Source organism: Streptomyces sp. NPDC058864 (assembly GCF_042742985.1).
In the GTDB taxonomy this organism is placed as follows: Bacteria; Actinomycetota; Actinomycetes; order Streptomycetales; family Streptomycetaceae; genus Actinacidiphila.
The window spans coordinates 2,015-25,973 of sequence record NZ_JBHYMQ010000059.1; the positions used below are offsets into that span (position 1 = coordinate 2,015).

The 23,959-nt window shown below is 67.2% G+C and carries 6 protein-coding genes; 2 read left to right on the forward strand and 4 right to left on the reverse strand.

Annotation, left to right across the window (positions count from 1 at the left end; genetic code table 11):
• Positions 1-263: 263 nt before the first annotated feature.
• From ACFW3D_RS32030 to ACFW3D_RS32040, 3 genes are all read right to left on the reverse strand, one after another.
• On the reverse strand, positions 264-593 hold the full coding sequence (locus ACFW3D_RS32030; protein ID WP_500510160.1) for a hypothetical protein: 330 nt from the start codon (positions 591-593) through the stop codon (positions 264-266).
• A 309-nt stretch (positions 594-902) separates the two neighbouring features.
• Entirely contained in the window at positions 903-1,769 is an 867-nt protein-coding gene (locus ACFW3D_RS32035; protein WP_500510162.1) for a helix-turn-helix domain-containing protein, read from the reverse strand.
• 2 nt (positions 1,770-1,771) lie between these two features.
• Positions 1,772-2,074, reverse strand: coding sequence for a hypothetical protein (locus ACFW3D_RS32040; RefSeq protein WP_500510164.1), 303 nt, complete (start codon positions 2,072-2,074; stop codon positions 1,772-1,774).
• A gap of 1,834 nt (positions 2,075-3,908) precedes the next feature.
• Here ACFW3D_RS32040 and ACFW3D_RS32045 point away from each other — a divergent pair.
• Both ACFW3D_RS32045 and ACFW3D_RS32050 read left to right on the forward strand, forming a co-directional pair.
• Entirely contained in the window at positions 3,909-11,654 is a 7,746-nt protein-coding gene (locus ACFW3D_RS32045; RefSeq protein ID WP_500510166.1) for a SpvB/TcaC N-terminal domain-containing protein, read from the forward strand.
• Positions 11,655-12,851: 1,197 nt separating this feature from the next.
• Positions 12,852-23,147: a Tc toxin subunit A-related protein gene (locus tag ACFW3D_RS32050; protein WP_500510169.1), complete on the forward strand. Its 10,296-nt coding sequence runs from the start codon at positions 12,852-12,854 to the stop codon at positions 23,145-23,147.
• Positions 23,148-23,423: 276 nt separating this feature from the next.
• Here the strand turns inward: ACFW3D_RS32050 and ACFW3D_RS32055 are convergent, their stop codons facing one another.
• Positions 23,424-23,792, reverse strand: a complete 369-nt coding sequence (locus ACFW3D_RS32055; RefSeq protein ID WP_500510221.1) for a helicase associated domain-containing protein — start codon at positions 23,790-23,792, stop codon at positions 23,424-23,426.
• Between the last annotated feature and the right edge of the window lie 167 nt (positions 23,793-23,959).

A 23,959-nucleotide genomic window follows, 5' to 3' on the forward strand; every position in this document is an offset into this window, starting at 1 on the left:
GGACCGCGCTGGAGGAGTTGCTGGGCATCTTCGAGGAGGCCGCCGGGGCGGCGGAGGGCGAGCTGGGCAAGAAGCGGATGGGCTTCCGGTTGGGGAACACCGCGGTGTCCAATCCGGATCTGGTACCACCGGCTCGACGGAGGCAGGGGTGGGCGTGGGGTGGAGGTCACTGCGTGAGCCCCGCAGAACATTGCCGAGCTGTGCGAGCGGCTGGAGGTGCTGGCCTCGCGGCCCAGGATGGACACGGTGGTGGTCTTCAGCTCCTATCCCAGCCGTCTGCAGGTTTCGGTGGTGAACGAGGTGGCCTCCGCCGTCACGTTGGCGGCGGAGGCCACGACTTCGGCGGTCTCGGCCGTGGAGACCGTCGAGGTGGCGGTCGAGGTCTCGGTGGAGGACGTGAAGAACGGCGGGCCGCTGACCGTGAACGTGCGGCTGGTGCCCGGGAGCGGACAGGCGGGGTGGGAGGTGTCCGGCGGGGAGCTCACCACCGCGGTGGCCGCGGCGGAGTACACGGTCTTCGAGGCTGGGCGCGGCTCGGCGAAGGCCACGCAAGGCCAGTCGTTGGATGCCCCGGTGGTGCTGGTCGTGGACATCTCCCGGTACGGCGCGGCCTGGATACGGCCCGGCTCGGGCGGCTCGCCTCGTCCGCGTACTTCACCGCCAACTACCCGTTCGCCGCAATCGCCGTCTTCCGGCAGAGTCTGGAACACCTCAGCCTGGTCGAGCCCGGCGTCGGTATCTCCCCGCACCTACCCGACGAGCCGCGCCCTGCAGAGCTTGTTCGTTGCTTTGGGCTGGCCCTTTCGTGTGACAGGCCAGCGGCGACCTCGGGGCCAGGGGTGGGTGAGCTTGTCGCCCCCGGGCGGTTTCCGGTTCCCGGGGACGGCAAAGCGGTTGATTGATCAAGCAGCGCGTGGCGGTGCGCCGCGCCCGGCGACGGCCCGGTCCCACGCCGCCATCCACATCGGCCGCTCGTCCGGATGGTTGATGCCCAGCGTGGTGAGGTACTTCTCGAACATCACGGAACTCGGCACAAGGCTCGGGGGGCTCGTGAGAGCGTGCGTGAGGCGTTGGCGCTGGAGGGGATTGTCCTGGGCTTTGTGCCCAAGGGTGATCCGGCGCTTGTCGAGCTCATTGATCAAGTCCCTCGGGGTCGTGACGAGGTCTGGTCGCGGGCCGCGGATGGTGTCCGGCAGGTACCCGGCCGAGCGGCCCATCACCCGGTCCCACGCCTGCAGCCAGCGGCGCCGGGCTGCGGGCCGCTTCAGCTCGACCGCGTCGAGGAAGGCCACGAGCTGGTCGCGGCTGGCGGGCAGGGTCTGCCGCGTGACGATGCGGTGGGCGGTGGAGTGCCCGAGCCTGCCGTGGCCGCCGGCGCGCTGCTCCATCAGCGCCATCGAGGGGGCGCCGGCCTTCTCGTAGAGCTCGACCAGTGCGGCGGAGAGGTCGGCCTCGCTGCGCACCAGGCGCAGGGCCGGGGCCGACGGGCGGGGGTTGTCCTTCAGGCGCTGGTCGTAGCGGGCGTCCTTCCACAATTCGGTGGCCTCCTGGGTCGTGCCGCCGCACGCGGTGACCGCGTGCAGCACCACGTCCAGCGGGGGCACGATGGCGCCGGAGGCGGCGCGGCGCAGCGTGGTTGGGGTCAGGCCGGTGACGGCAGCGAGTTGGTCATACGTCAGGCCCGCGCGGGTGCGGCAGTCACGCTGGTAGTCGGCCAGCTTGCCGACGGCAGGGATGGTACGGATCACCGGGTTCTCGGGGCGCCCCATGGTCAGTCGTCCTGGGCGAGCTTGCCGAGGCTCTTCATCCAGTTGCGCGGGGAGAGTCGGCCGGTCGCGGCCGCCACGACGAACGCGGCGATCGCCCCGGTGGCGGAGAGCAGTTCCAGTTCCTCGCCGAGGTGCATCCCGTTCAGCTTCAGCACCACGGCTGCGGAGAAGATGAGGCCGACGATGAAGGCGATGAGGATGGCCTCGGCGGTGCTGAGCCGTCCGGCCGGCGCGGCGACGGGGGCGGGCGGCGGGGTCTCCAGCGCCATGGACTGCGGCGGCGCGGGGAGGTGGGGAAGCGGCATCGGTGTGCCGTTGTATGGGTTCAACTTCGTTTCCCTATTGCTATGGCCCGGCCGGGTGTCCGGCCGGGTGCTGGCTCCAACGCAGATCCGGCTCGCGGCGGGCTATTGGCGTCACCCGCGTTGTTCCGGCGCTACCCGACCATCGTCCCAGCAGCGGGGGCCAAGTCCGAATCCACAGGCTCCCGTTCCGGCTCATTCCGCCACTGGTATCCCGGCCCCCGAGGTTTCACCCATTGGCCGGGCGGGCTCGGCGGCCAGTGACCGCGGTGCTGCTCACAGCCACGGATCCCCTGTCATCAGGTCGGACATCGCGACATCCAATGACCGTGCACTACCGCTCTGGGACCGATTCCGCCACGTGTGACCCAGCTCAGGTTGCTCTTACACGACATACGAAGGCATCATGGGCTGCGTCAATCGAAGCCACGAACTCCATTGACGGAGTGGTGTCTTGATGATTGGCGAAGAGAGAAAGAAAGAGCGGAGGCAGTTCACTGCTTCCATAGAGCGTTGCCCTGATTGCTGCTGGCTCCAACCACGCTACGAGGCACGCGACTTACGCAGACCACCGTGTTGGCGCACGGCCTGCGGACATGAAGCCGGTACCGCTATGTGCGGGCCGGCTTCCCGCATTGTCAGGACCGGGCCCGGGCGGTCGCGAGTGTCAGGGCGTCGAGCGCGGGGCGTTGCTGAGGGCTGCCCGGTCGGGGAGCGTCACCTCGTGCCGGCTCGCCCCCGGTCGGGATGATGCTCTGGTGCTCCTGGTCGACCGCGTCACCGAGGCCAGCCGTCAGCGTTCGCGCTTTCGGCCGCCGGTGGTCCTGGCGCCGTGGCGGGCCTACCGGCAGCCCGATGGCCCGCGACGACCTGCGCGACGTGCTCGAGGCTGACACGTTTGCTGCCCACCGCTTGTGGCACAGCAGCCACGGTGGAGGGCGACGTTGCACCTCGCCAAAAGGGCGAGCCTCCGCTGGGGCCTGACAGGGGATCCGGTCCGCGCTGGTCTGGCCGGGCGACACCATGAGCCCATGACCGCGCTCAGCCCTGTGCAGCTGTTCACTACCCGTGTCCAGGCTGTTCTCGGCGACGGGCCGTTCCTGTCGCCGGGCGGCTGGACGCACATGGGGCATTGTGATCTGTAACGTCAGCTTCTAGGCGCGTCGCAGGTACGCCACGATCCGGCCGCGGCTGATCGCGTTCCAGACCGCCTGGCCTGACGCTGCCACGGTCCGGGGCTTCCAGGCGCGTCTGGCCACTGACGATCTCGTCGCAGCCATGAACTTCAACAGCGCCCGGCGGGTCACTACTGCCCGTGGTATCACCGGCCTCCTGGTAGACGCCGGTGTCGATGCCTGGGACGAGCTCCGCGCATGGCTCGGCCACCAGGCCAATCGTGATGCCCTGCGTACAGTGCAGGGTGTGGGCATGTAATAGGAGACTGCCGATGTTCTCGGGCAGGGCCGCGGCGGTGTGGAGCATGTGATTACGACGGTCACTCGGTTGCACTCCGCTGATCGCCCAATCTGCTCCTCGTGCGCACTGCGACCTGCCGATCATCACCCGCAGAGCCGCCAGGTCAATACGCGTGCCCTCCCCGCCTCCACCGTAACTGCATGTAATCATTTGTGGCACCACGAATATGGCGATGCGGCTACGTGGCGTGCGGTTGGTGGACCTGTCGGAAACAAGGCTCGATGCTTGCATGCGAGGTACGTACCGGATGAGCAGCGGCGTGACGGTGAACGCTCCGGGGGTTTCAGGGTCGGATGCGGCGCAGGTTCTCGGTCGGGGCGAGCCGGGTAGTCCTGCTGGGGGCGGATTCCTGCTACCGACGGTGAGCCTGCCGAAGGGTGGCGGGGCGATCAGGGGGATCGGCGAGAAGTTCGCCGCAGACCCGGTGACCGGTGCCGGGGCAATGAAGGTGCCGATTGCCGCCAGCCCGGGCCGTAGCGGCTTTGGCCCCCAGATGTCGCTCACCTATGACTCTGGCGGGGGCAACGGCCCGTTCGGGCTGGGTTGGAGCCTTGAGCTCCCCAGGATCACCCGTAAGACAGACAAGGGTCTCCCGCAGTACGACGACGCCTCCGAATCCGATGTCTTCATTCTTTCGGGCGCGGAGGACCTGACGCCGGTCTTGGTCGAGCAGAACGGTCAGTGGGTACGCGAGCAGCTGCCACTTCGCACAGTTGGCGGCGCCCAGTACCGCGTCCAGCGATACCGCCCTCGTGTCGAGGGCCTCTTCGCCCGGATCGAGCGTTGGACGAACGCCGCCGATCCGGCCGATGTGTTCTGGCGTTCGTTTTCTCGCGACAACGTCTCGACCTGGTACGGCAGGACGGCCGAGTCCCGGGTCACCGATCCGGCCGACACGTCGTGCGTTTTCAGCTGGCTGATCTGCGAGAGTCATGACGACAAGGGCAACGTGATCGCCTACGGCTACAAGGGCGAGAACGACGAGCGCGTAGACCTCGGCAGGGCCTGTGAGCAGAACCGGGAGCGGCGTGCCAACCGCTATCTCAAGCGGATTCGCTACGGCAATCATGCCCCGTACATGCCCACACTCGACGCCGTGGCCGGCTGGCCGGTGCTGCCCGCCGACGACCAGTGGTACTTCGAGCTCGTCTTCGACTACGGCGAGCACGACGCCACCACTCCGCTGCCGCAGGACTCGCCCGGCTGGCAGGTCCGTTCCGACGCCTTCTCGTCCTATCGCTCCGGCTTCGAATTGCGGACCCACCGTCTCTGCCGACGTGTGTTGATGTTCCACCACTTCCCCGACGAACCGGAGGTCGGTGCGGACTGCCTCGTCCGCTCGACCGACTTCACGTACGCGCACGAGGAGACGCCGGCCGACCCGCGTAACCCGATCTACTCGAAGCTTGCGGCAGTGACGCAGCACGGCTACCAGCGCCAGGGCGCTGGTTATCGCGTCCGGTCGTTTCCGCCTGTGGAGTTCGGCTACACCGAGGCGGTCCTCCAGGGCACGCTGCGCGAGCTGCCCCTCGACAGTGCCGAGAACCTGCCCATCGGTCTCGACGGTACCCGGTATCAATGGGTCGATCTCGACGGCGAGGGGCTGTCAGGGGTCCTGACCGAGCAAAGCGGGGCGTGGCTCTACAAGCGCAACCTGAGCCCGCTCAGCCCAACGGGGAAGAATGCCGGTCTCGAAGCCCGGTTCGGCGCGGTTGAGGTGGTGACAGCCGTCCCGGCGCTTTCGTTGGCTGATGGCGCGCAGTTCCTCGACCTGGCGGGTGATGGGCGGCCGGACGTTGTCCGGTTCACTGCGCCAGGTTCCGGGTTCTACCGGCGTGCCGAGGTAGAGGGCTGGGAGCCGTTTACGGCGTTCCGCATGCTGCCCAACCGCGATTGGAGTGACCCGAACCTGCGTTTCGTCGATCTAGACGGCGACGGTCATGCGGACGTCCTGATCACGGAGGATGACGCGCTGGTCTGGCACCCGTCCCTCGCCGAGGAGGGCTTCGGACCGGCGCGGCGCGTGAGCAAGGCCTGGGACGAGGAGCGCGGTCCGGCGCTGGTCTTTGCCGACGGTGAGCAGTCGATCCGTCTCGCCGACATGACGGGCGACGGGCTGGCCGATCTGGTCCGCATCCGCAACGGCGATGTGTGCTACTGGCCCAACCTAGGCTACGGCCGCTTCGGGCCGAAGGTGACGATGGACGACGCGCCGTTCGACCGGCCTGAGCAGTTCGACCAACGTCGGGTACGGCTGGCGGACATCGATGGGTCAGGTACGACCGACATCATCTATCTGCACACCGACGGTGTACGCGTCTACTTCAACCAGTCCGGCAACGGCTGGGGCCCGCCTGTAACACTGGCGATGCTGCCTGCGGTCGACTCCCTGTCCGGCGTCGTAGCGGTTGACCTGCTTGGCAACGGCACGGCGTGTCTGGTGTGGTCGTCGCCGCTGCCCGCCGACGCGCAGCGCCCGCTGCGCTACGTCGATCTGATGGGCGGGCAGAAACCGCACCTGCTGGTCAGGACGACGAACAATCTCGGTGCAGAGACCGAGGTCCAGTACGCGCCCTCGACCAGGTTCTACCTGGAGGACCGACTGGCCGGCACGCCCTGGGCGACGAAGCTGCCGTTTCCAGTGCACGTCGTCGAGCGGGTGACCGTCCGCGACAAGTGGCGGGGCACCAGCTTCTCCAGCACCTACAGCTACCACCACGGATACTTCGACGGGGTCGAGCGCGAGTTCCGCGGGTTCGGCCGCGTCGAGCGGGTGGACGTCGAGGACTACGGAACCTTCGCCGGCGCGAACGCGGGCAGCCCGTACGTGACCCCGGATCACCGGCTCTACCAGCCGCCGGTCAAGACGGTCACCTGGTATCACACCGGGGCGTGGCTCGACGGGGAACGCGTCCTACACCAGTTGCGCCACGAGTATTTCCCAAGCCGCCTCGAACAGCAGCAACCCGGCGGGAAAGTCCCCGGTACCTTCCGGGAGAACGCGCCACCGGAACCGGACCTCGGCGGGCAGAACCTGACCGCGGACGAACAGCGTGAAGCCCTGCGGGCCTGCCGGAGACTGCTGCTACGAGAGGAGGTCTACGAGCTTGACGTTTCCGCCTTGGCAGAAGGCAAGCAGATGCCGGTCAGGCTCTTCACGGCGGCTTCGCACGCCTGCCACGTCCGGCTGCTGCAGCCCCAGGGGGGCAACCGTCACGCGGTCTTCCACGTCACCGACAGCGAGGAGATCAGCTTCCACTACGAGCTCGATCTGCTGGCCGAGCCGCTCACACCCGACCCGCGGATCACGCACACGCTGAATCTTCGGACCGACGAGTACGGCAACGTCCTTCAGGCGGTGACCGTCGGATACCCACGCTGGCAGCCGGCCCCACCGAATGATCCGCTGTTGCCCAACGGGGCAGGTGCGCTAATCGCCGCCGTGCAGGGCGAGCTCCACCTCGCCTACACCGAGCGACGCTTCACCCGCGATCGAACAGATGATCCGGACTGCTACCGGCTGCGCCTGCCATGCGACAGCCAGGCCTACGAGCTGACCGGTATCCGGCTCACCGATGCCGGTGACGGGCGCTACGTCACGCTCGACAGGCTGCGCGCGTTCAGACTCAGCGATCGCTACCAGTCCAAAGGCACTCCGCTCGGTCTCATCGCGTACCACGAACTGCCTGACCAGACGACGCCACAGAAGCGGCTGGTAGAGCAGACCCGCTCGCTGTTCTTCGACGAGGAGCTAACCGGCCCGCTGCCCCTCGGCGACCTGACCGCACAGGCCCTGCCGTATGAGACCTACACGCTGGCCCTGACCGATGCCCTGCTGACGACCGTACTGGGTGACCGGCTCACGCCGGACGTCCAGGCCCTGCTGGGCCAGCAAACGGCCGGCGGCTACCTCAGCGGCCCGGTCCTGGCCCAGCGGCTCGGCGCGGACACTGCGGGGCAGTACTGGCGTTGCTCGGGAGTCGCGGGCTACCAGGCAGACGCGCCGCTCCACTTCTTCCTGCCCGAGCGCTATACCGACGCGTTCGGGAACGTCACGCTGCTCGACCACGACCCGCACGACCTCTATCTGTCTGCGAGCACCGACGCGCTGGGGAACCGCACCGAGGTGGCCGCATTCGACTTCCGTGTCCTGGCGCCGCGCCGGGTCTGTGACATCAACGGCAACCTGTCAGAAGTAGGCTTCGACACGTTGGGCATGCCAACAGCCATGGCGCTGAGCGCCAAGAACGGCGAGGGCGACAACCTCACCGGGTTTGACGGCGCCGTACTCGACCCGGATCTCACTACTCGGACCGGCTTCTTCGTCACCGACGACTACGACCCTGCCCCAGCCGTCGGCCTGCTCCGCGGAGCAACCGCCCGGCACCTCTACTACTTCGGTGAGACCACCGCGGACGACGGCACGGTGAACTGGGCGCAGCATCCACCGTGCGCCGCGGGGATCGTCCGCGAGCGGCACGCGTCCGAGCAGGCCGACAGCCCGGTGCAGACCGCATTCGAGTACTCCGACGGCGCCGGGAACCTCCTGGTGACGAAGGTCCAGGCGGAACCGGCCCTGCCCGGCGGCCCTCTGCGCTGGGTCGGACGCGGCCGGACAGTCCTTAATAACAAGGGCAAGCCAGTCAAACAGTACGAGCCGTACTTCAGCCTGCCAGACGTCGGCCACCGCTACGAGGAGGCACCGGAAGCCGGCGTCACGCCGATCTTCTTTTACGACGCGGTCGGGCGGCAGGTCCGCAGCGAGATGCCCGACGGCGCGTTCAGCAGGGCTGATTTCTCGCCCTGGCACGCCACCAGTCACGACGCGAACGACACCGTGCTGGAACCGGGAAACACCTGGTACACCCGCATGAGCACATCGGCGAGCGCCGCCGAAAGGCGTGCAGCACAGCTCGCTGCCACACACGCCGACACGCCCGCGCTTACGCTGCTCGATAGCCTCGGACGGTCCGTGGTGACCGTCGCCCACAACCGCATGGCCGGCGCGGAAGCCAAGCACGTCACCTTTGTGCGGCTGGACGCCGAGGGCAAGCCGCTGTGGATCCATGACGCGCGCGGCAACCGGGTCATGCAGTACATCACTCCGCCGCTGCCCGGTGGCCCGCACCCGTTCGACGACGTCCGCAACCTCCTCCCCCAGGGCTTCGCACCGTGCTACGACATTGCCGGAAGCCCGCTCTTCCAGCACAGCATGGACGCCGGCGAGCGCTGGATGCTCCACGATGCGGCAAACAAACCGTGCTTTGCCTGGAACAGTCGTGGATTCCGCTCGCGCACGACCTACGACGTGCTGCACCGCCCGGTCGCCGTGTTCGTCTCCGCGGGCGGCGACACAACGCTGGCCGGTGCTCCGCGTGATCCGGCCCTCCCGCCCGACCCAGAGGCGCTGGTCGAGCGCAGAGTCTACGGGGAGACGTGCCTCGACGGCACCGCCAATCTGCGGGGCAGACTCCACCAGGTCTACGACGGGGCGGGCGTAGCGACCAGCGCCAGCTACGACTTCAAGGGCAACCTCGTCGTCGGCAACCGCCGCTTCACCCGCGACTACAAGGCCGTGCCGAACTGGTCGCCGCTCGCCGGCTTGACCAATCTGGGCCAGATCGCCGCCGCCGCCGAGCCACTGCTCGAGACCGCCCCACCGCTGACCACGCGAACGGAGTACGACGCGCTCAACCGCCCGGCGACGGTGACGACCCCCGACGGCAGCATCCACCACGCGACGTTCAATCCCGCCAACCTGCTGGAACGCGTCGAGGTCCGCCTACACGGCGCGGATGCGACCACGTCGTTCGTCACGAACATCGACTACAACGCCAGGGGCCAGCGCGAACAGATCGACTACGGCAACGGCGCGAGCACCGCCTACGCCTACGACCCGTTCACCTTCCGGCTGACCAACCTGCGCACCACCCGCCCTGCCGGCGCCGACACCACCGCCTCCATGCTGTTCAGCAATGCGACTGTGGTGCAGGACCTGCATTACACCTACGACCCGGTCGGAAACATCACACGGATCGAGGACGCCGCGCTCCGCACCACCGTGCAGGCCGGCGCCGCCTGCGACTACAGTTACGACGCCCTGTACCGGCTCATCGCCGCGAGCGGCCGCGAGCACAGCGGCCAGACGGACCTCGCGCTCAGTCCGAACGACACCAATCGCCGCGACTACCCCTTCGTCGGCGCACGCATTCACCCGAACGACCTGCAGGGACTGCGCAACTACGTCGAGCGCTACCGGTACGACGCAGTCGGCAACATCATGCAGCTCACCCACCACGCCGGCAGCGACGTCGACCAGCCCGGCCAAACCCTGTGGCAGCGCCAGCATCAGTACGCGCTCGACAGCAACCGCCTGCTCTCGACCAGCCTGCCCGGCGACCTCGGCAACCTCCCTGACTATGCAGCCACGGGCGGCTATGCCGCGAAATACGGCCACGACGCCCGCGGAAATATCGCGAGCATGCCGCACTTGCCGCTAATGCACTGGGACTACAGGGACCAGATGAGCGCAAGCGCGCAGCAGGTCGTAAACATCGGCACGCCCGAAACCACCTACTACGTCTACGACGCGGCCGGCCAGCGCGCACGCAAGGTGACCGAAACGCAGAACGGTACGCGCAAGAGCGAGCGGCGGTATCTGGGCAGCTTCGAGATCTACCGGGCATACAGCGGAAGCGATATCACCCTGGAGCGCGAAACCCTGCATGTCCTGGACGACAAGCAGCGGATCGCAACAATCGAGACTGCTACTACTCCGGGTGACGCCCCACGTGTCCGCTACCAGCTCGGCAACCACCTCGGCTCAGCCTGCGTCGAGCTCGATCAGGGCGGCGGCCTGATCGCATACGAGGACTACCACCCGTATGGTACAACGGCGTTTCAGACCGGGCGCAGCTCCGCCGAAGTTGGTCTGCAACGCTACCGATACACCAGCAAGGAATGCGACGACGAGACCGGCTTCAACTATCACGGCGCACGCTACTATGCCCCCTGGTTGGGGAGGTGGACAAGCACTGATCCCCTTGGGGCCGCGGATGACGGCAACGTTTATGCATATGTTCACGACCATGCGGTAACGGCTGCCGATCCTTCAGGGACTCAAGAAAAGAATTACGGCGAAGGTCCCGTTGACGCTGGCGCCCCCCAGCAGCCGCCGCAACAGAGCCCGCGTCCGCACAGCCCGACCGAGTCTCGCGGCCGGCCCAGCCCATATGCGGGCATGGGGTGCGACCCCGTGAACCGCGTGGACCCGGACGGCCGTCAGGACACCATGTACACCAAGCAGCTGGACAAGGCTTATGCGAGTGAAGAGGGTGCGACCAGGCAGTTGGAGGCCGGCCGGAGCCTGATGCGGGCGGCCGGCGACACGTTGATCCGGCTGCGTGCCGCGATGATCCGCACGGTCTGGGACGACAAGTCGGAAGAGGGCTACCGCAGGTCGACGGATCCCAAACTCGGGGCACTGCCTAACAGCCCAGACAAGGCCATCCTCAACGGCATCGTCAAGGCCACGCCGAGCGCCTCCTCCCAGCTGTGGCTGGTGTTCGTCGCCGGCCTGAAGACCGGGCCCGCCCCTACCGGACCGGCGGTCGCCGCGCTCAACACCGCAGCCCGCGCACGCTCCATCTACGAGCAGATCCACAGCGCGATCAAACTGGCCTGGGGCGAGGGCCCGGCAACCGCCGAGACCGCTTTCAAGACCTCCGGCAACGTCGCTGTGGCCCGGGTGACGATGGCCGGACGAGCCCGCATCTACGTCGGCATCAAAGTCCCCGAAGGGAGCATGGGTGCCGTCGATCCGGTGACCCAAGCCCCTTCCACCTATTTCCCGACGAAGGAGGTCGCCGAGTGGGCCAGGGAGAACCTCCTCCAGGAAGGCGAGGAACTCGCCGGCGTCACGGCCGGAAGCGCCCACGCGGAGGACGCCGTCAAGTCTGCGATCCTCAGCGACGCCAAAGCCCTCAAGGTCGACCCCGCCACGATCGAGGGCAGCGTCGGAGCGGGCACACCCGTCTGCCAAGGTTGCCAGGCGACCTGGCGGAACGAACTGCCCCGAGTCGTCCCGTCCAACCCCGCGCCGAAGTAGGGAGCCCATGCCTGCCCTCGATGTGACCAGCACCCCGGCCCCCGCCGCGGGCGCCACGCCACCGCCACCGCCACCGGAGCCCCAGATCACCGTCAATAGAGAGAAAGGGGAGGCGGCCGCCGAGGGGCTGCGGGCGCAGGTCGCGTCGAAGGGACATGGCGTAAGGCGCGAAGTGACAGTCAAGGGCGGAAGAGGTGGCTCTAGAGTTGACATTGGCCCCGATCCAGGGGCCCCGCAGACGATCCCGAGGACCCTCGAGAGCAAGCACCTCGACCTCAACGCGTATCGGGACAAGATGGGGGCGCTGGATCAGGCCGAGCTGAGAGCCGCAGTGCGGGAGCACACCGCTCAGGTCCTCAAGCACCAGCAGGCACTGGCCCAAGGTGTTAAGCCCGACCTGCCAATACGCGAGTGCCTGGTTTATACCCTTCAGAACGCCAAGCCGAGTGAGGCCGAGCAGTTCCAGAAGCTGTTCAGGGAGGTGGCTCCCGAAGGTGTGACGGGCGGCGTAGTCCAGGAAGGCCCGGGAGATCTTAGCACGGCCTCCGGCCGACTGTTGTCGGGAGCCGAAGGGTCGGTCCCCACAGAACCCACCGTCCCGAAGCCAACAAGCTCAGAGCCGGCCGGTGAGGCGGTGTCGGGCCCATGGGAGTGGCGGTGGCCGTGGTCCCGATGGTGGCGACAGAGTTCGGACGCTACGAATACCAGAAGCGTTTCAATGAGGCAGCCGCCTTGCGTGACCATTACCTAGGGACGCCCAGTGCGAAGCAAATCGAACTGCAGCGCAACGTGGGCTGGGAGTTTACCGGGCGGTTGGATAGCCAAGGGCGGCCCGAATGGGAGTATCACCCAAACCTAATACTCCGACTTCACTACGCCTATCACTTGATTTTGAGCCCAGCTAATCCGATTCGTCCATCGGGACGTCCTGTCAGCCCTTGGAAAGACTGGGGCTGACACCGATGCGTGAAGAGGGACACGGTGTGTTGTCGGAGGAAAGCACGAAGCGTGCGGCAGCGTCGTCGCACCCCCTGGCAACGCCTGCGAACTCTGTTCCAAGGCGTGGTTCGACGACCATTTCCCAACACGGAAACACCTGTGGTGGCAGGACAGACGAATCGGCCCCATGGCCAACCTTCGAAAGTGAATTAAGAAAACCCATCTTCCGGAGACGTCGAACATCGAGGACGGATCACCATGCGCGCACTGACCCCGCTATCACCGGGTGCCACCGGGGAGGCGGTTGCCGACCTGCACCAGGCTTTGGCCGAGGTGGGCTTCGGCATGCGGGTGCCTGGGGACGAACGTGACGGGCACCGCTACGGCGACGGCACACGGGACGTGGTCGCGAGGCTCCAGCGCGAGTTCGGATGGCCTAGCGCCGAGCCAGGTGTCCTGGACCGCGACAGCGCGGAACGTTTCACTGAGGAGCTGATCCGGCGCGGCGTGCTGCGCGTGGTGCGTGGCCGGCTCTCTGCCGCTGGCCACTCCCCGCTACCGGAACGGCTACTCTTCGCGTTTGATGTGGACTTCGTCAACGGCGCGCAGCTCGGCGAGGCGATCACGAATGATGACGGTGGCTACCGGATCGCATACGACCCGCGTTTCTACGCCGAACCCGGACCGGGGCACGAGCAGACTAAAGACGGTCCGCTGGAACTAGTGGTGTGCGCGTATGGACCGGACGGCTGGGAGATCGCACGATCGGAGCCTCGGCAGGATCCAGGCCCCATTGAGGAGGTCGACCTACGCGCTGCCCAGCGGCCCGGTGAGCCGCACGAGCCGGAATCAGCCATTGATTTCGTGGTGCACGGTAGGGTCCGTGACCGGGCTGGCCGCCCGGTCTTCGGCGTCCTCGTCACCGCCTACGACCGGGACTTGGGCAGCGAGCGCGAGCGACTGGGTTCGGCAGTCACCGGTGGCGACGGCGAGTTCAGGGTCGGTTATCGTGCGGCGTCGTTTCGGGCGGGTGAAGGACCGAGAGCCGGTGCCGACCTCGTTTTCGAACTGACGTCAGGCGGTCAGCCGGTCACCGCGGCCGTCTATCGCGTCTTCGGCGGAGTCCAGGCCGCGCTGCCGCTTGATGCCGAGGATCTGCTGCTCGGCATCCCGGCTGGGCCAAAGGAGGAGGTCCTCTTCGTCCTCGACGAGCGCCCCGCGCCCGAGGGGTCAGAGTATGCGCGGCTGATGAAGTCGCTGCGTCCGCTGCTCGGCGAGTGCTCCCCGGCCACGCTGGACGAGGCCGCACACCGGGACGTCACTTTCGCCGCCCGGGAGGTTGGTGCCGACAACGGCCGGGTCGCGCTGCTGGTTTCGGCACACCGGCTAGCCGAGGAGTGCTTCGGTAGGCAGGTTCCGGCCGAGCTGCTGTACGGGCTGGGCCGTTGCGACCAGCACTTGGCCGATCTGCCGAGGCTGACGTTGGCCGGTGCCGAACAGTTGGATGCAGGGATCCGCCAGGCGATCGAGCGTGCAATCGTCAGCCCGTACAGTGACGCGGACATCACGGCGGCGGTCGACCACATTGTGGCGGACGGTCCGGAGCTGGTCCTGGCCGGGGCGGCCGGGCCCGCGTACAGGCCGGTGCTGGAGACCGCGCTTTCCGACCCTGCCGCGCAGCGGGCGCTCTTGCGGGCCGCGGCGGGCCGGCAGGACGACCCGCCCGGGTTCTGGGACGCGCTCAGCGCCGACCCGGCCTTCGCCGAGCCGGGCACGATCGAGCGGGCGCAGCTGGCTCTCCAGCTCGACGCGCTCACCGGGCGGCACCTGCCGCTGATGGCCGCGCTCCAGACGGAGCACGGGATCACCGCGACGGAGGACCTGCTCGAGCTGAGTCATGAGGAGCTGACCGCGCTGGTCGCTCGCGTCGGCGTACCGCCCGGGGTGCCGGGTGAGGACGGACAGCGGGCCGAGGCCTATGCGGCCGGTTTGCTTGGCCAGGTGCATCAGGCGTTCCCCACCGCGTCGGTGGCAAGGTCGGTGGCGGCCGCACCGGTGGAATCGTTCGGCGGCGAGCCGGTCAGGGTAGCGGTGGCGACCGTACTGACCCGGGTGGGCCGGGGCGAGTTGCGGGAACGTACCGGCTTCGACCTCGGCGTCACCCACCTGGACTCCTTCCTCGCCGGGCACGGGCACGAACTGCTCGACGGGGTGTTCGACGAGCTGAGGGACCGGGTCGTGGTCGAGCTCAAGCGCGTCCAGCGGCTCTACCGGGTCAGCACGGGCCCGGCTGCGATGGAATGGTTGCTGGCCCAGCCGTACCGGTCAGCCTTCGACATTGCCCAACTTCCCCGGCAGACCTTCCTCGACGTGAGCGCCTCCGGGCTGGACAACGCCGAGGCGATGGTGATCCACAGCCGGGCCCAAGCCACCGCGAACTCGATGCTCGCCACCTACATCCACTTGATCGACGGGCGCTACAGCGCTGGCATCCCCGCTTTGAACGGTGGGAAGGACCGGATCGTCGAGGCTGCCGAAATCGACGAGGAGGTGGCCAAATACCTGCCCACCTGGCCGGACCTCTTCGGCGACGTCAACTGGTGTGCCTGCAACCACTGTCGTTCGATCTACAGCCCGGCCGCCTACCTGGTCGACCTGCTCCACTTCCTGGACTGTGCGAAGCCCAACGGCGACGGTCAGCGCCCGCTCGACGTGCTGCTCAGCCGCCGGCCGGACCTTGCGCAGCTTCCGCTCACCTGCGAGAACACCAACACCGCGATCCCGTACGTGGATCTGGTCACCGAGGTGCTGGAGAGCCTGGTCGGCACCCTCGACACCACAGAGATTCCTGCCTACGACGTCGGCGACGCCACCGCGGCAGAGCTGGCGGCGGTGCCGCAGTACACCGACTGGTCCTCCTACGTCACCCCACCCGCGCCAGCCCGACCGCGTCCGGACAGGGCCGCCTACCCGCACAGCCTCCCCTTCGACGCTGCGCTCAGCGCCGCCCGCGACTACCTCGCGCATCTCGGTGTTCCACGCGCCGCGCTGCTGGAGACGTTCGCCGCGGGTGCGCCCGTTCACGCGCTCGCCGCCGAGCGCCTGGGTCTGACTCCGGCGGGCTTTGGGCTGATCACCGGCGTCGATCTGGCCGGAGACCTGGCGGACCCGGTGTCATTGGACGAGCGGTTCGGCTGGACGGTGTTGCCACCCGCCCCGCTGGCCGTCAGTATGTCCGGCTGGCCGGTGCGGGCCGTTAAACAGAAACTCAACGCCGCCGGTGCCGCGCTGCTGCTCGGCCCTGACCCGGCCGCGGAGGCGTACGACGCAGCGTTGGAGAGCCAGGTCGCGACCTTCCAGACCGCCCAGGGCTTGCCGTCGACCGGAAAGGTCGACACCGCCACCTGGAACGCCCTCCTCGGTTCTGGCCCCGCACTGGCCGGACTGCTGCTGCCGCACTTGCCGACTCTGCTCGACCGGGCCGGACTCGGCTACGACGAACTGATCGCACTGCTGGAGACCAGGTTCCTGAACCCGGCCCGGGACGTGTTCGACACAGTGCACCAGCTCGGCCTGCCCGCAGTCGATCTGTTCGCGTACGTCACCGGCGGTCTTGCCGCCCCGAGCGCCGCGCTGCTGGACGCACTGTCCGAGGCCGGAGTAGGCGAAGCGGACTTCACCTCCTGGGCGCAGACCAACCTGACCGGCGAGGCGTGGCAGCGGGTCCGCCGAACGGTGCTCGCCGACGGCCCCGAGGAGCGGGGCTGCGGGCTGGATGCGGTGGTGATCCGTCACTGGGCCGACGACGACCGATGGCTCACCGAAACCGAATGGCTCCGGCTGGACCGGCTGATCCGGCTGTGGCGGGCCACCGGCTGGGGCATTGACGATCTGGACCTGACCCTGGACGCGCTTGGTGCAACCGAGCTCACCGCTGAGGTGGTCACCAGCATTGCCCAAATCGCGGAGCTTGCCGGCCAGCTCGACCTAGCCGTAGCCCAGGTGGTCGCGCTCTGGGCCGACCTGGACCCGACCCGGCCTGGCTCGCTCTACCACCAGCGCTTTCGCAACCGGGCCCTGCACCGGATCGACCCCGTCTTCGACCCGGACTGGCGGGGCACTGTGCTGGCCGGGGCTCACATCGGCGACCACCTGCCCGCCCTCCAGGCCGCAATGCGCGCAAGTGACTCCGACCTGGCCGCACTCCGCGCCCGGCTAGGCCTCACCTCGGATACCGCGACGCTGGACCTCGCGGCGGTCAGCGCGATGTACCGCCACGTGACGCTGGCCCGGGCACTCGGGCTCAACGTCCGTGACCTGATCGCCCTCATCGACCTCACCGGCTCTACACTCGCCACCCCGCCGGGGCCGGGCCACTGGGCGGTCAGGGACTTCGTCACCGAGGTACGACGGCTCCAACGCGGCAACCTCAACGCCGCCCACCTCGCTGACCTCCACGCCGACCTGACCACCCCCACCGCCGACCCGGCCCGAGAAAAGTCGCTGAAAGACCTGGGCGACGGCCTGCGCGCTATCAAGGCCGACCTCGACCCGGCCACCGAACACGGCGGGGCACTGACCCGCCGGGCGCTGACCATGCTGCTGGTGCCCGCACCGCTGGTCGACGCCACCATGCAGATCCTCACCGGCAATGACACGGCCACTGCCGTCCTGCCCGCACCGCCCACCCCCGCCCCGGTCATCCCGTCGTCCTGGGCCGACCGGCTGCTCTACCAACCGCACGACAAAGCGCTCACGGTCACCGGCGCCATCACCGATGCCGAACGCGACACAGTGAAGGGCTTCTCGACCGACGCTGGGTGGGTAGCAGCCGTGGATGCCTTGCACACCACCCCTCGCACCGCCTTGGCCAAGCTCGCCGCCGTCCTCAGCCCGGAAGGGGTGACGGCACCGGCCGCGGCCACACTGCTCGCAGCGCCGCTCAGCGCCGAACCGGTGCAGCGCGAGGCCGACGTGGCCGCCAGACTGGCGATCGTCCTGGACACGGTGCTGCCGGTGCTGCGCGATCGAGAGCAGCGCACCCTGGTCAAGCAGACCATGCTCACCCTCATCCCGGACGCCCAGACGGTCGCACTGCTGCTCACAGGAAAGCGCCCTTCGGGCGAACCGGTACTCCCCGCCAGCGCCCCGAAGCAGCCCATCATCGTCGACCTGCTGACCCTCAGCGACGGAGTGAACGACCCGGCGCGACGCGCCTACGATTTTCTCCTGCGCGTCCAGGTGCTCGCTGAAGGTTTCGGGCTGCACGGGGTCGATCTGCGGGTCTTGCTGACCCACGTTGTCCAACTGCGCTCCGATCCCATGCGCCTGCTCGGCTACACCGAAATCCGGGCGGTCGCCGCCTACGCCCACAGCAGGAATCGGGCCGGGCAGGGTGGGCGGCTGGCGGAGTTGTGGGAGGTCCCTGACGACAGCGCGGCACAAACCGTGCTGGCCGAAGTGGCTGGTGTTCCTGCCGAGTTGGTCGCCGATCTTATGGCACCAAGCGGCCTCGGCCTGACCACGGCCGACCTACGCGACCCCTTGGTCGTCCAGCGGCTGCTCGCGGCCGCGGACGTGCTCTCCTCTCTCGGTGTCGCTACACCAATTGCCGTCCGCTGGGCACACCAGCCTGTCGGGCAGGTCATCGCCGACGAGATCAGGCGCGCGGTGAAGTCTCGCTACGACGAGACCGCCTGGCTGGAGGTGTCGAAGTCGCTCAGTGACGCACAGCGCGACCACCGCCGGGCTGCGCTCGTGGCCTACCTGGTGCCACGTCTAGGCACTGGGGACGCCAACGGCCTCTATCAGCGACTGCTCATCGACGTCGAGATGGGCTCCTGCATGGTCACCTCGCGGATCAAGCAGGCGATCTCCTCGGTTCAACTCTTTATCCAGCGTTGCCTGCTCAACCTGGAGCATCAGGTGCCCCCGGACCGCGTCGACCAGGAACGGTGGAAGTGGATGCAGGGGCATCCACTATGGATGGCTAACCGCCAAGTGCTGGTCAACCCGGAGAACTGGATCCTGCCTGAACTGCGAGACGACAAGTCCCCCTTTTTCAGGGATCTGGAAAGCGAACTACTCAGCGGGGACCTGACCGAGGAAGCGGCCGAACGCGCTGTCGCCACCTACCTGGGCAAGCTGGACACGGTGGCGAAGCTCGACGTCACCGCCATGCACGTGCAACGCGACTTCGAACCAGCGGAGAAGCTCCAAATCGTCGTCCACATCGTCGGCCGCACCGCCAACACACCGCAAGCCCACTTCTACCGCCGCTACGTCGTCAGCTCGCACGGCACCACGAGTTGGACCCCCTGGGAGCCGGTACCCGTTGATGTCCAAGGCGAGCTGGTCACTACCGTGACCTTCAATCGGCGGCTGTACCTGTTCTGGGCCCAGACCGCCACAAAGGCCAAGGGACAGGCGACCAGCGACAACAAAACGCAGCCGCCCCAGCACTACCAAGAGGTCAAGCTGTGCTGGTCGGAGTACCGCGACGGTGCCTGGGGGCCCAAGCACGTCACGGACAGCGTCGACATCCCGCTGGACCACTACGAAGTCGGCCTCGGACAGGACGGCGGCACCAGCGTCCAGGGCACCCGCCGGCCCAAGGGCGTCATCGAACGGCTGGAAACCCGGATCAGCGGAAGCGGAGACCAGTTGAGGGTGCTCTGCATCGGCGACCGGGCGATGAACTGGATGGTCGACGACGAAAAGCTGGCCAGCCACACCGGCCCATACTTCGACGAGCACATGAACCCCGTACCGCCCGACGGTATGGGCCACACGTACCCGCTGTGCACATTCGTACTGGACGGCTGCCACGGAGAGCTACGCCCCGAGACCCCAGTAAACGAAATCTCCCCCAGAGGAGCTGTGCTACGGGCAGCAGATAAAAAGCTGCAGATCAAACCAGTCTCGCAAAAGCTCAGCCCGTCGAGCACCGTGTTGGGCGCGATCAACGACGTCCGGCTCGGTATGGAGAAATGGATCCACGGCCCCAGTGACTACTTCGTAGTCAGCGACACCAGCCGGGCCTACTTCGGACAGTTGACGCTCCTAGGCTCGCCGCTCTCCGAAGTCCTGGCCAAACCGCAGCATAGTTACCCGAACCCATTGGCCGTGGACTACGACATGCCACTGGCAGAGGCACTCAGCCCAGCTCACCTGACTGCAGTCCAGACAGCCGCGGACGCCTCCGGACATCCCTGGACAGGGGCGAGCTCCGCACTGGCGCGTGCCGCACGCATTACCCCCGACCTGCGCTCCTCTCCCTACCTCCTGGGCGGCCTCAGCAACGAACCGGTAGTCGGAGGCGGGATCGGCGGAGCCGTCAAGGATGCACTGATCTCGACGACGGCAATCGAATGGATCGGCGCGGACTTCTCCCTGCCCAAGCCGGTGGCAAGCATCGCCTTGGAACCCCTGTATGACCCGTTTGTATGCACCTACCTCAAACGACTCCAGCAATACGGCGTGCCCGGCATGCTGACCCTCGCCAACCAGCAACTCGCGGTAAGCCCAACCTTCGCCGAGCGTTACCAACCCAACAGCCGGATCGTCCAGACGCCCTACCCGACCGACCTGGTGGACTTCGGCGCAACAGACAAGCCCGGTGTCTACCGAACCAGCGCCTGCGCCAATGCCCACTGGGAAGTCTTCTTCCACATCCCTATGCTGATCCAGACCCGGCTGCGCCAGAACCGGCGCTACGAAGAAGCGCTCCGCTGGATGCGGCAATACGTCTGGGATTTCACCGATCCCAACGGCGACTGCTGGAAGGTAGAACCACTCCGGACCACGCCCAAGGAGTCCGTCAACCAGTGGCTGAACCGACTCAGCGCGGGCGACCCCGATCTCAAGCGTCAGATCGACGAGTGGGGCGACCATCCCTTCCAGCCGCACCTGCTGGCCCGGATGCGGTTGAGCGCCTACCAGAAGTACGTGGTGATGGAGTGCCTGGACACGATCCTCGAATGCGCTGACGAGCAGTACCGGCTCGACACCATGGAGTCGATCAACAATGCCGCGCAGCTCTACGTCCGCCTCGCCGAGATGCTGGGTCCCCGCCCACAGGCATTGCCCGCCTCTGGCGAGCCGGCCCCGCAGACATTCGCCATGATGCGCAGCCAGGTCGACGCACTCAGTAACGTCGCGGCCGAGTACGAGAACACCTTCCCAGCCCTGAGCAGTTCCACCCTGACCTCGCTGCCGGATTCGGCCGGGCTGCTCGGAATCAGCCGGACACTCTACTTCTGCGTGCCACCCAACGAGAAGCTGCTCGGCTACTGGGACACCGTCACCGACCGGCTCTTCAAGATCCGGAACTGTATGAACATCTCCGGCGTGGTCCGGCAGCTCCCGCTCTGGGAGAAGCCCATCGACCCTGCCCTACTAGTCCGGGCAGCCGCGCAGGGGATTGACACCGACAGTGTGCTCGCCAATCTGCACGCACCGCTGCCGCCGTACCGGTTCGACACGATGCTGCGCCGAGCCAACGACGCCTGTGCCCATCTGCGCAGCCTGGGCTCCGCTCTGCTTTCCGCGCTGGAACGGCGCGACGGTGAGGAACTGGCCGCTCTCCAGGCCTCCCAGCAGTCCGCCCTTCTCCGCGCCGCTCTGGACTCGCGCAAGAAGCAAGAAGAGGAAGCCGACGCCCAGATCCAGGCCCTGACTGTCTCCCGGGATGTGCCAGCCGAGCGGCTGCGCTACTACCGCTGGCTCATGGGTGCCGACGGCAAGACGCCACAGCCAGGCGAGAACGTGCCGATGGCCTCGTACGCGCCGAAACCGCAGACCTCGGGCGGCACCTACCTCATCCAGGAGGAGCTCAACGAGCGCTCTTTTTCACATTTGGCGCGAGACTGGCAGTTGCAGGCCACCGCAATGAACGTGCTGGCAGGCCTCTCCCACTACATCCCCAACTCCTCCGTACACGTGCACTCCGAGCCGGCTGGTTCTGGCGTGGAGGTGGAGACAGACCTGGGCGGCGGGGGCAGTCACATTGGTGCTGCCCTCACTGCCGCTGCCCAGGTCCTCGCAGGGCTCGGTGCCGAGGCCCAGTCCGACGCCGCTGACGCCAAGAGGATGGCGGACTACCGGCGCCTCGCGCAGAGCTACGCCATCGGGGCCAACTCCGCCGCCCTCGAACTGCTGACCATCGACAAGCAGGTCACCACTGCGATGATGAGGAAGGAGGTCACCACGCTCGAGCGGAGACAGCTTGAAGTCCAGATCGAACAGGCAGAACTCATCGAGGCCTACCATTCCGGCAAGTACACCAAAACCGAGCTCTACGGCTGGATGCAGGGGCGCCTCAGCTCCCTGTACTTCCAGGCCTACCAGCACGCCTACGAACTGGCGATGCAGGCCCAGCGCTGCCACCGCTTCGAGCACGGTCTCACCGACGCCGACACCGACATCGTCACGTTCGGCTCCTGGGACAGCCTGCGAAAAGGACTGCTCGCCGGGGAAGAACTCCAACTGCAACTTCACCAGCTCGAGCGTGCCTACGCTGAGCGCAACAGCCGCTGTTTGGAACTGACCAAGCACTTCTCGTTGCTGCAGAACGCCCCTATGGCGCTGATCAAGCTCAAGGAAACCGGCCGCTGCGAGATCGACATCCCGGAGTTCCTCTATGACCTAGACCACCCCGGCCACTACCAGAGGCGCATCAAGTCCGTCAGCATCACCATCCCTGCCGTCGTGGGACCCTACGCCTCTGTCAACGCCACCCTCACCCTGCTGAGCAACGAGACCCGGATCAAATCGACGCTTCTCGACGGCAAGTACGAGCGGGACCTGGAGAAAGACGACCCCCGATTCGTCGACAACTTCGCCGCCGTCCAGCAGATCGCCACTAGCAGTGGCCAGAACGACAGCGGCCTGTTCGAGCTCAACTTCCGCGACGAGCGCTACCTGCCCTTCGAAGGCGCCGGTGCAGCCAGCCGATGGCGGCTCGACCTCGATCCCGACTGCAACCCGTTCGACCTCGACGCAGTCACCAACGCGGTCCTGCACATCCGCTACACCGCCTGCGACGCCGGCGCCGAGCTGCGTAAGAAAGCCAAGGACCGGTGGCAGAAGCTGCTAGAGGACCAGCAAGGGTTGCCGCTCTCCAGGATGTTCAGCCTCCGGCACGAATTCCCCAACGAGTGGCACAGGCTGAAGTCCACCGCCGACGCAAACGGAGACCACACGCAGCTCATCGCGCTCACCCGCGACCGCTTCTCGGTCCTCTTCCGGAACAGCGAACTCTCGATCGGCGCGCTGGATGTCTTCGGCGTCCCAACGGCCAGCGGGACGCCGACAAAACTGCCGAGACTACGTACGCCCAAGCCAGCCGAGGAGGACGTACAACTCCAAGATGCGTCTGCGCTGCCATCACTGGTGCATCAGAGCGCTGTGCTCGCGCCAGTTGCAGTCAAAGCCACGCCGGAACAAGCCCAGTGGAAGCTGACCGTGGCGGCCGGCGACGTGGCAGCGTCATTGGACCAGCTGACAGATGTGCTGATCGTCTGCCACTACAGCGCCAAAGCGAATCCTGCGTAAAGCGACTGACACGCAGGGACAAGCGACCGATATCGGTGCCATGCCCCACGTCCTCCTCAAAGGAGGACTCACACAGTGGGTGGTGTCGGATCGAAGCGAGTGCGGCGTAGCCGTGCCCTGGGACCCTGCGTGACCGCAACCGCTTCACACCATCCTTGTGGGTCGCCTACGTGCACACTGGTGCCTGATACCCCCATTTTCTGGGGCACGCGCCAGACATTTTTTTGTCGGGTGCCCCCGCGTTGTTGACAGCCGCCCCTCCTGAGACCGGGGAGGTCACAGTCCGATAGTCGCCAGGGCCGCAAGGCGTTCCGGGCTCAAGCCAGCCCGGCGACGCCGAATGTTGGCAAGCCACTGACCGAGCCGAACTGATTGGCCTTCCACGTCCTCGATATGGCGCTGCGGTACGTCGAGGTGACCTTCTCTGGCGCGGAACGCGCGGGCGGCAGCCAACCCGCGTTGAAAGGCTCGCTCCCGAGCGGGTGCGGCGGCCAATGGCTGTGGCGCGGGCGTTCGCATTCCGAGATCCGCAAGCAGGCGCTGCTGATCAGGCTGAAGGCGGCCCAGGCGGGTGCGCTGGGTGTGGAGCCACTCCCCCAGGTGCTGGCCGTCGTCGGTGACGTGGTCGCGGGGCAGGTCATGCACGGCGTGACCGGCTTGTGCGTGGCGGCGAGCGGCGTGGTAGACGCGCTGCCAGGTAATTGGCCAGGGCGGGTTCCACCACGGGTCGAGAGCGGTCAGGACTGCGGTGCGGTCGGCGGGCAAGTCGTCGGCGCGGGTGCGTTGCGTGGCGAGCCAGCGGCCGAGGGGGA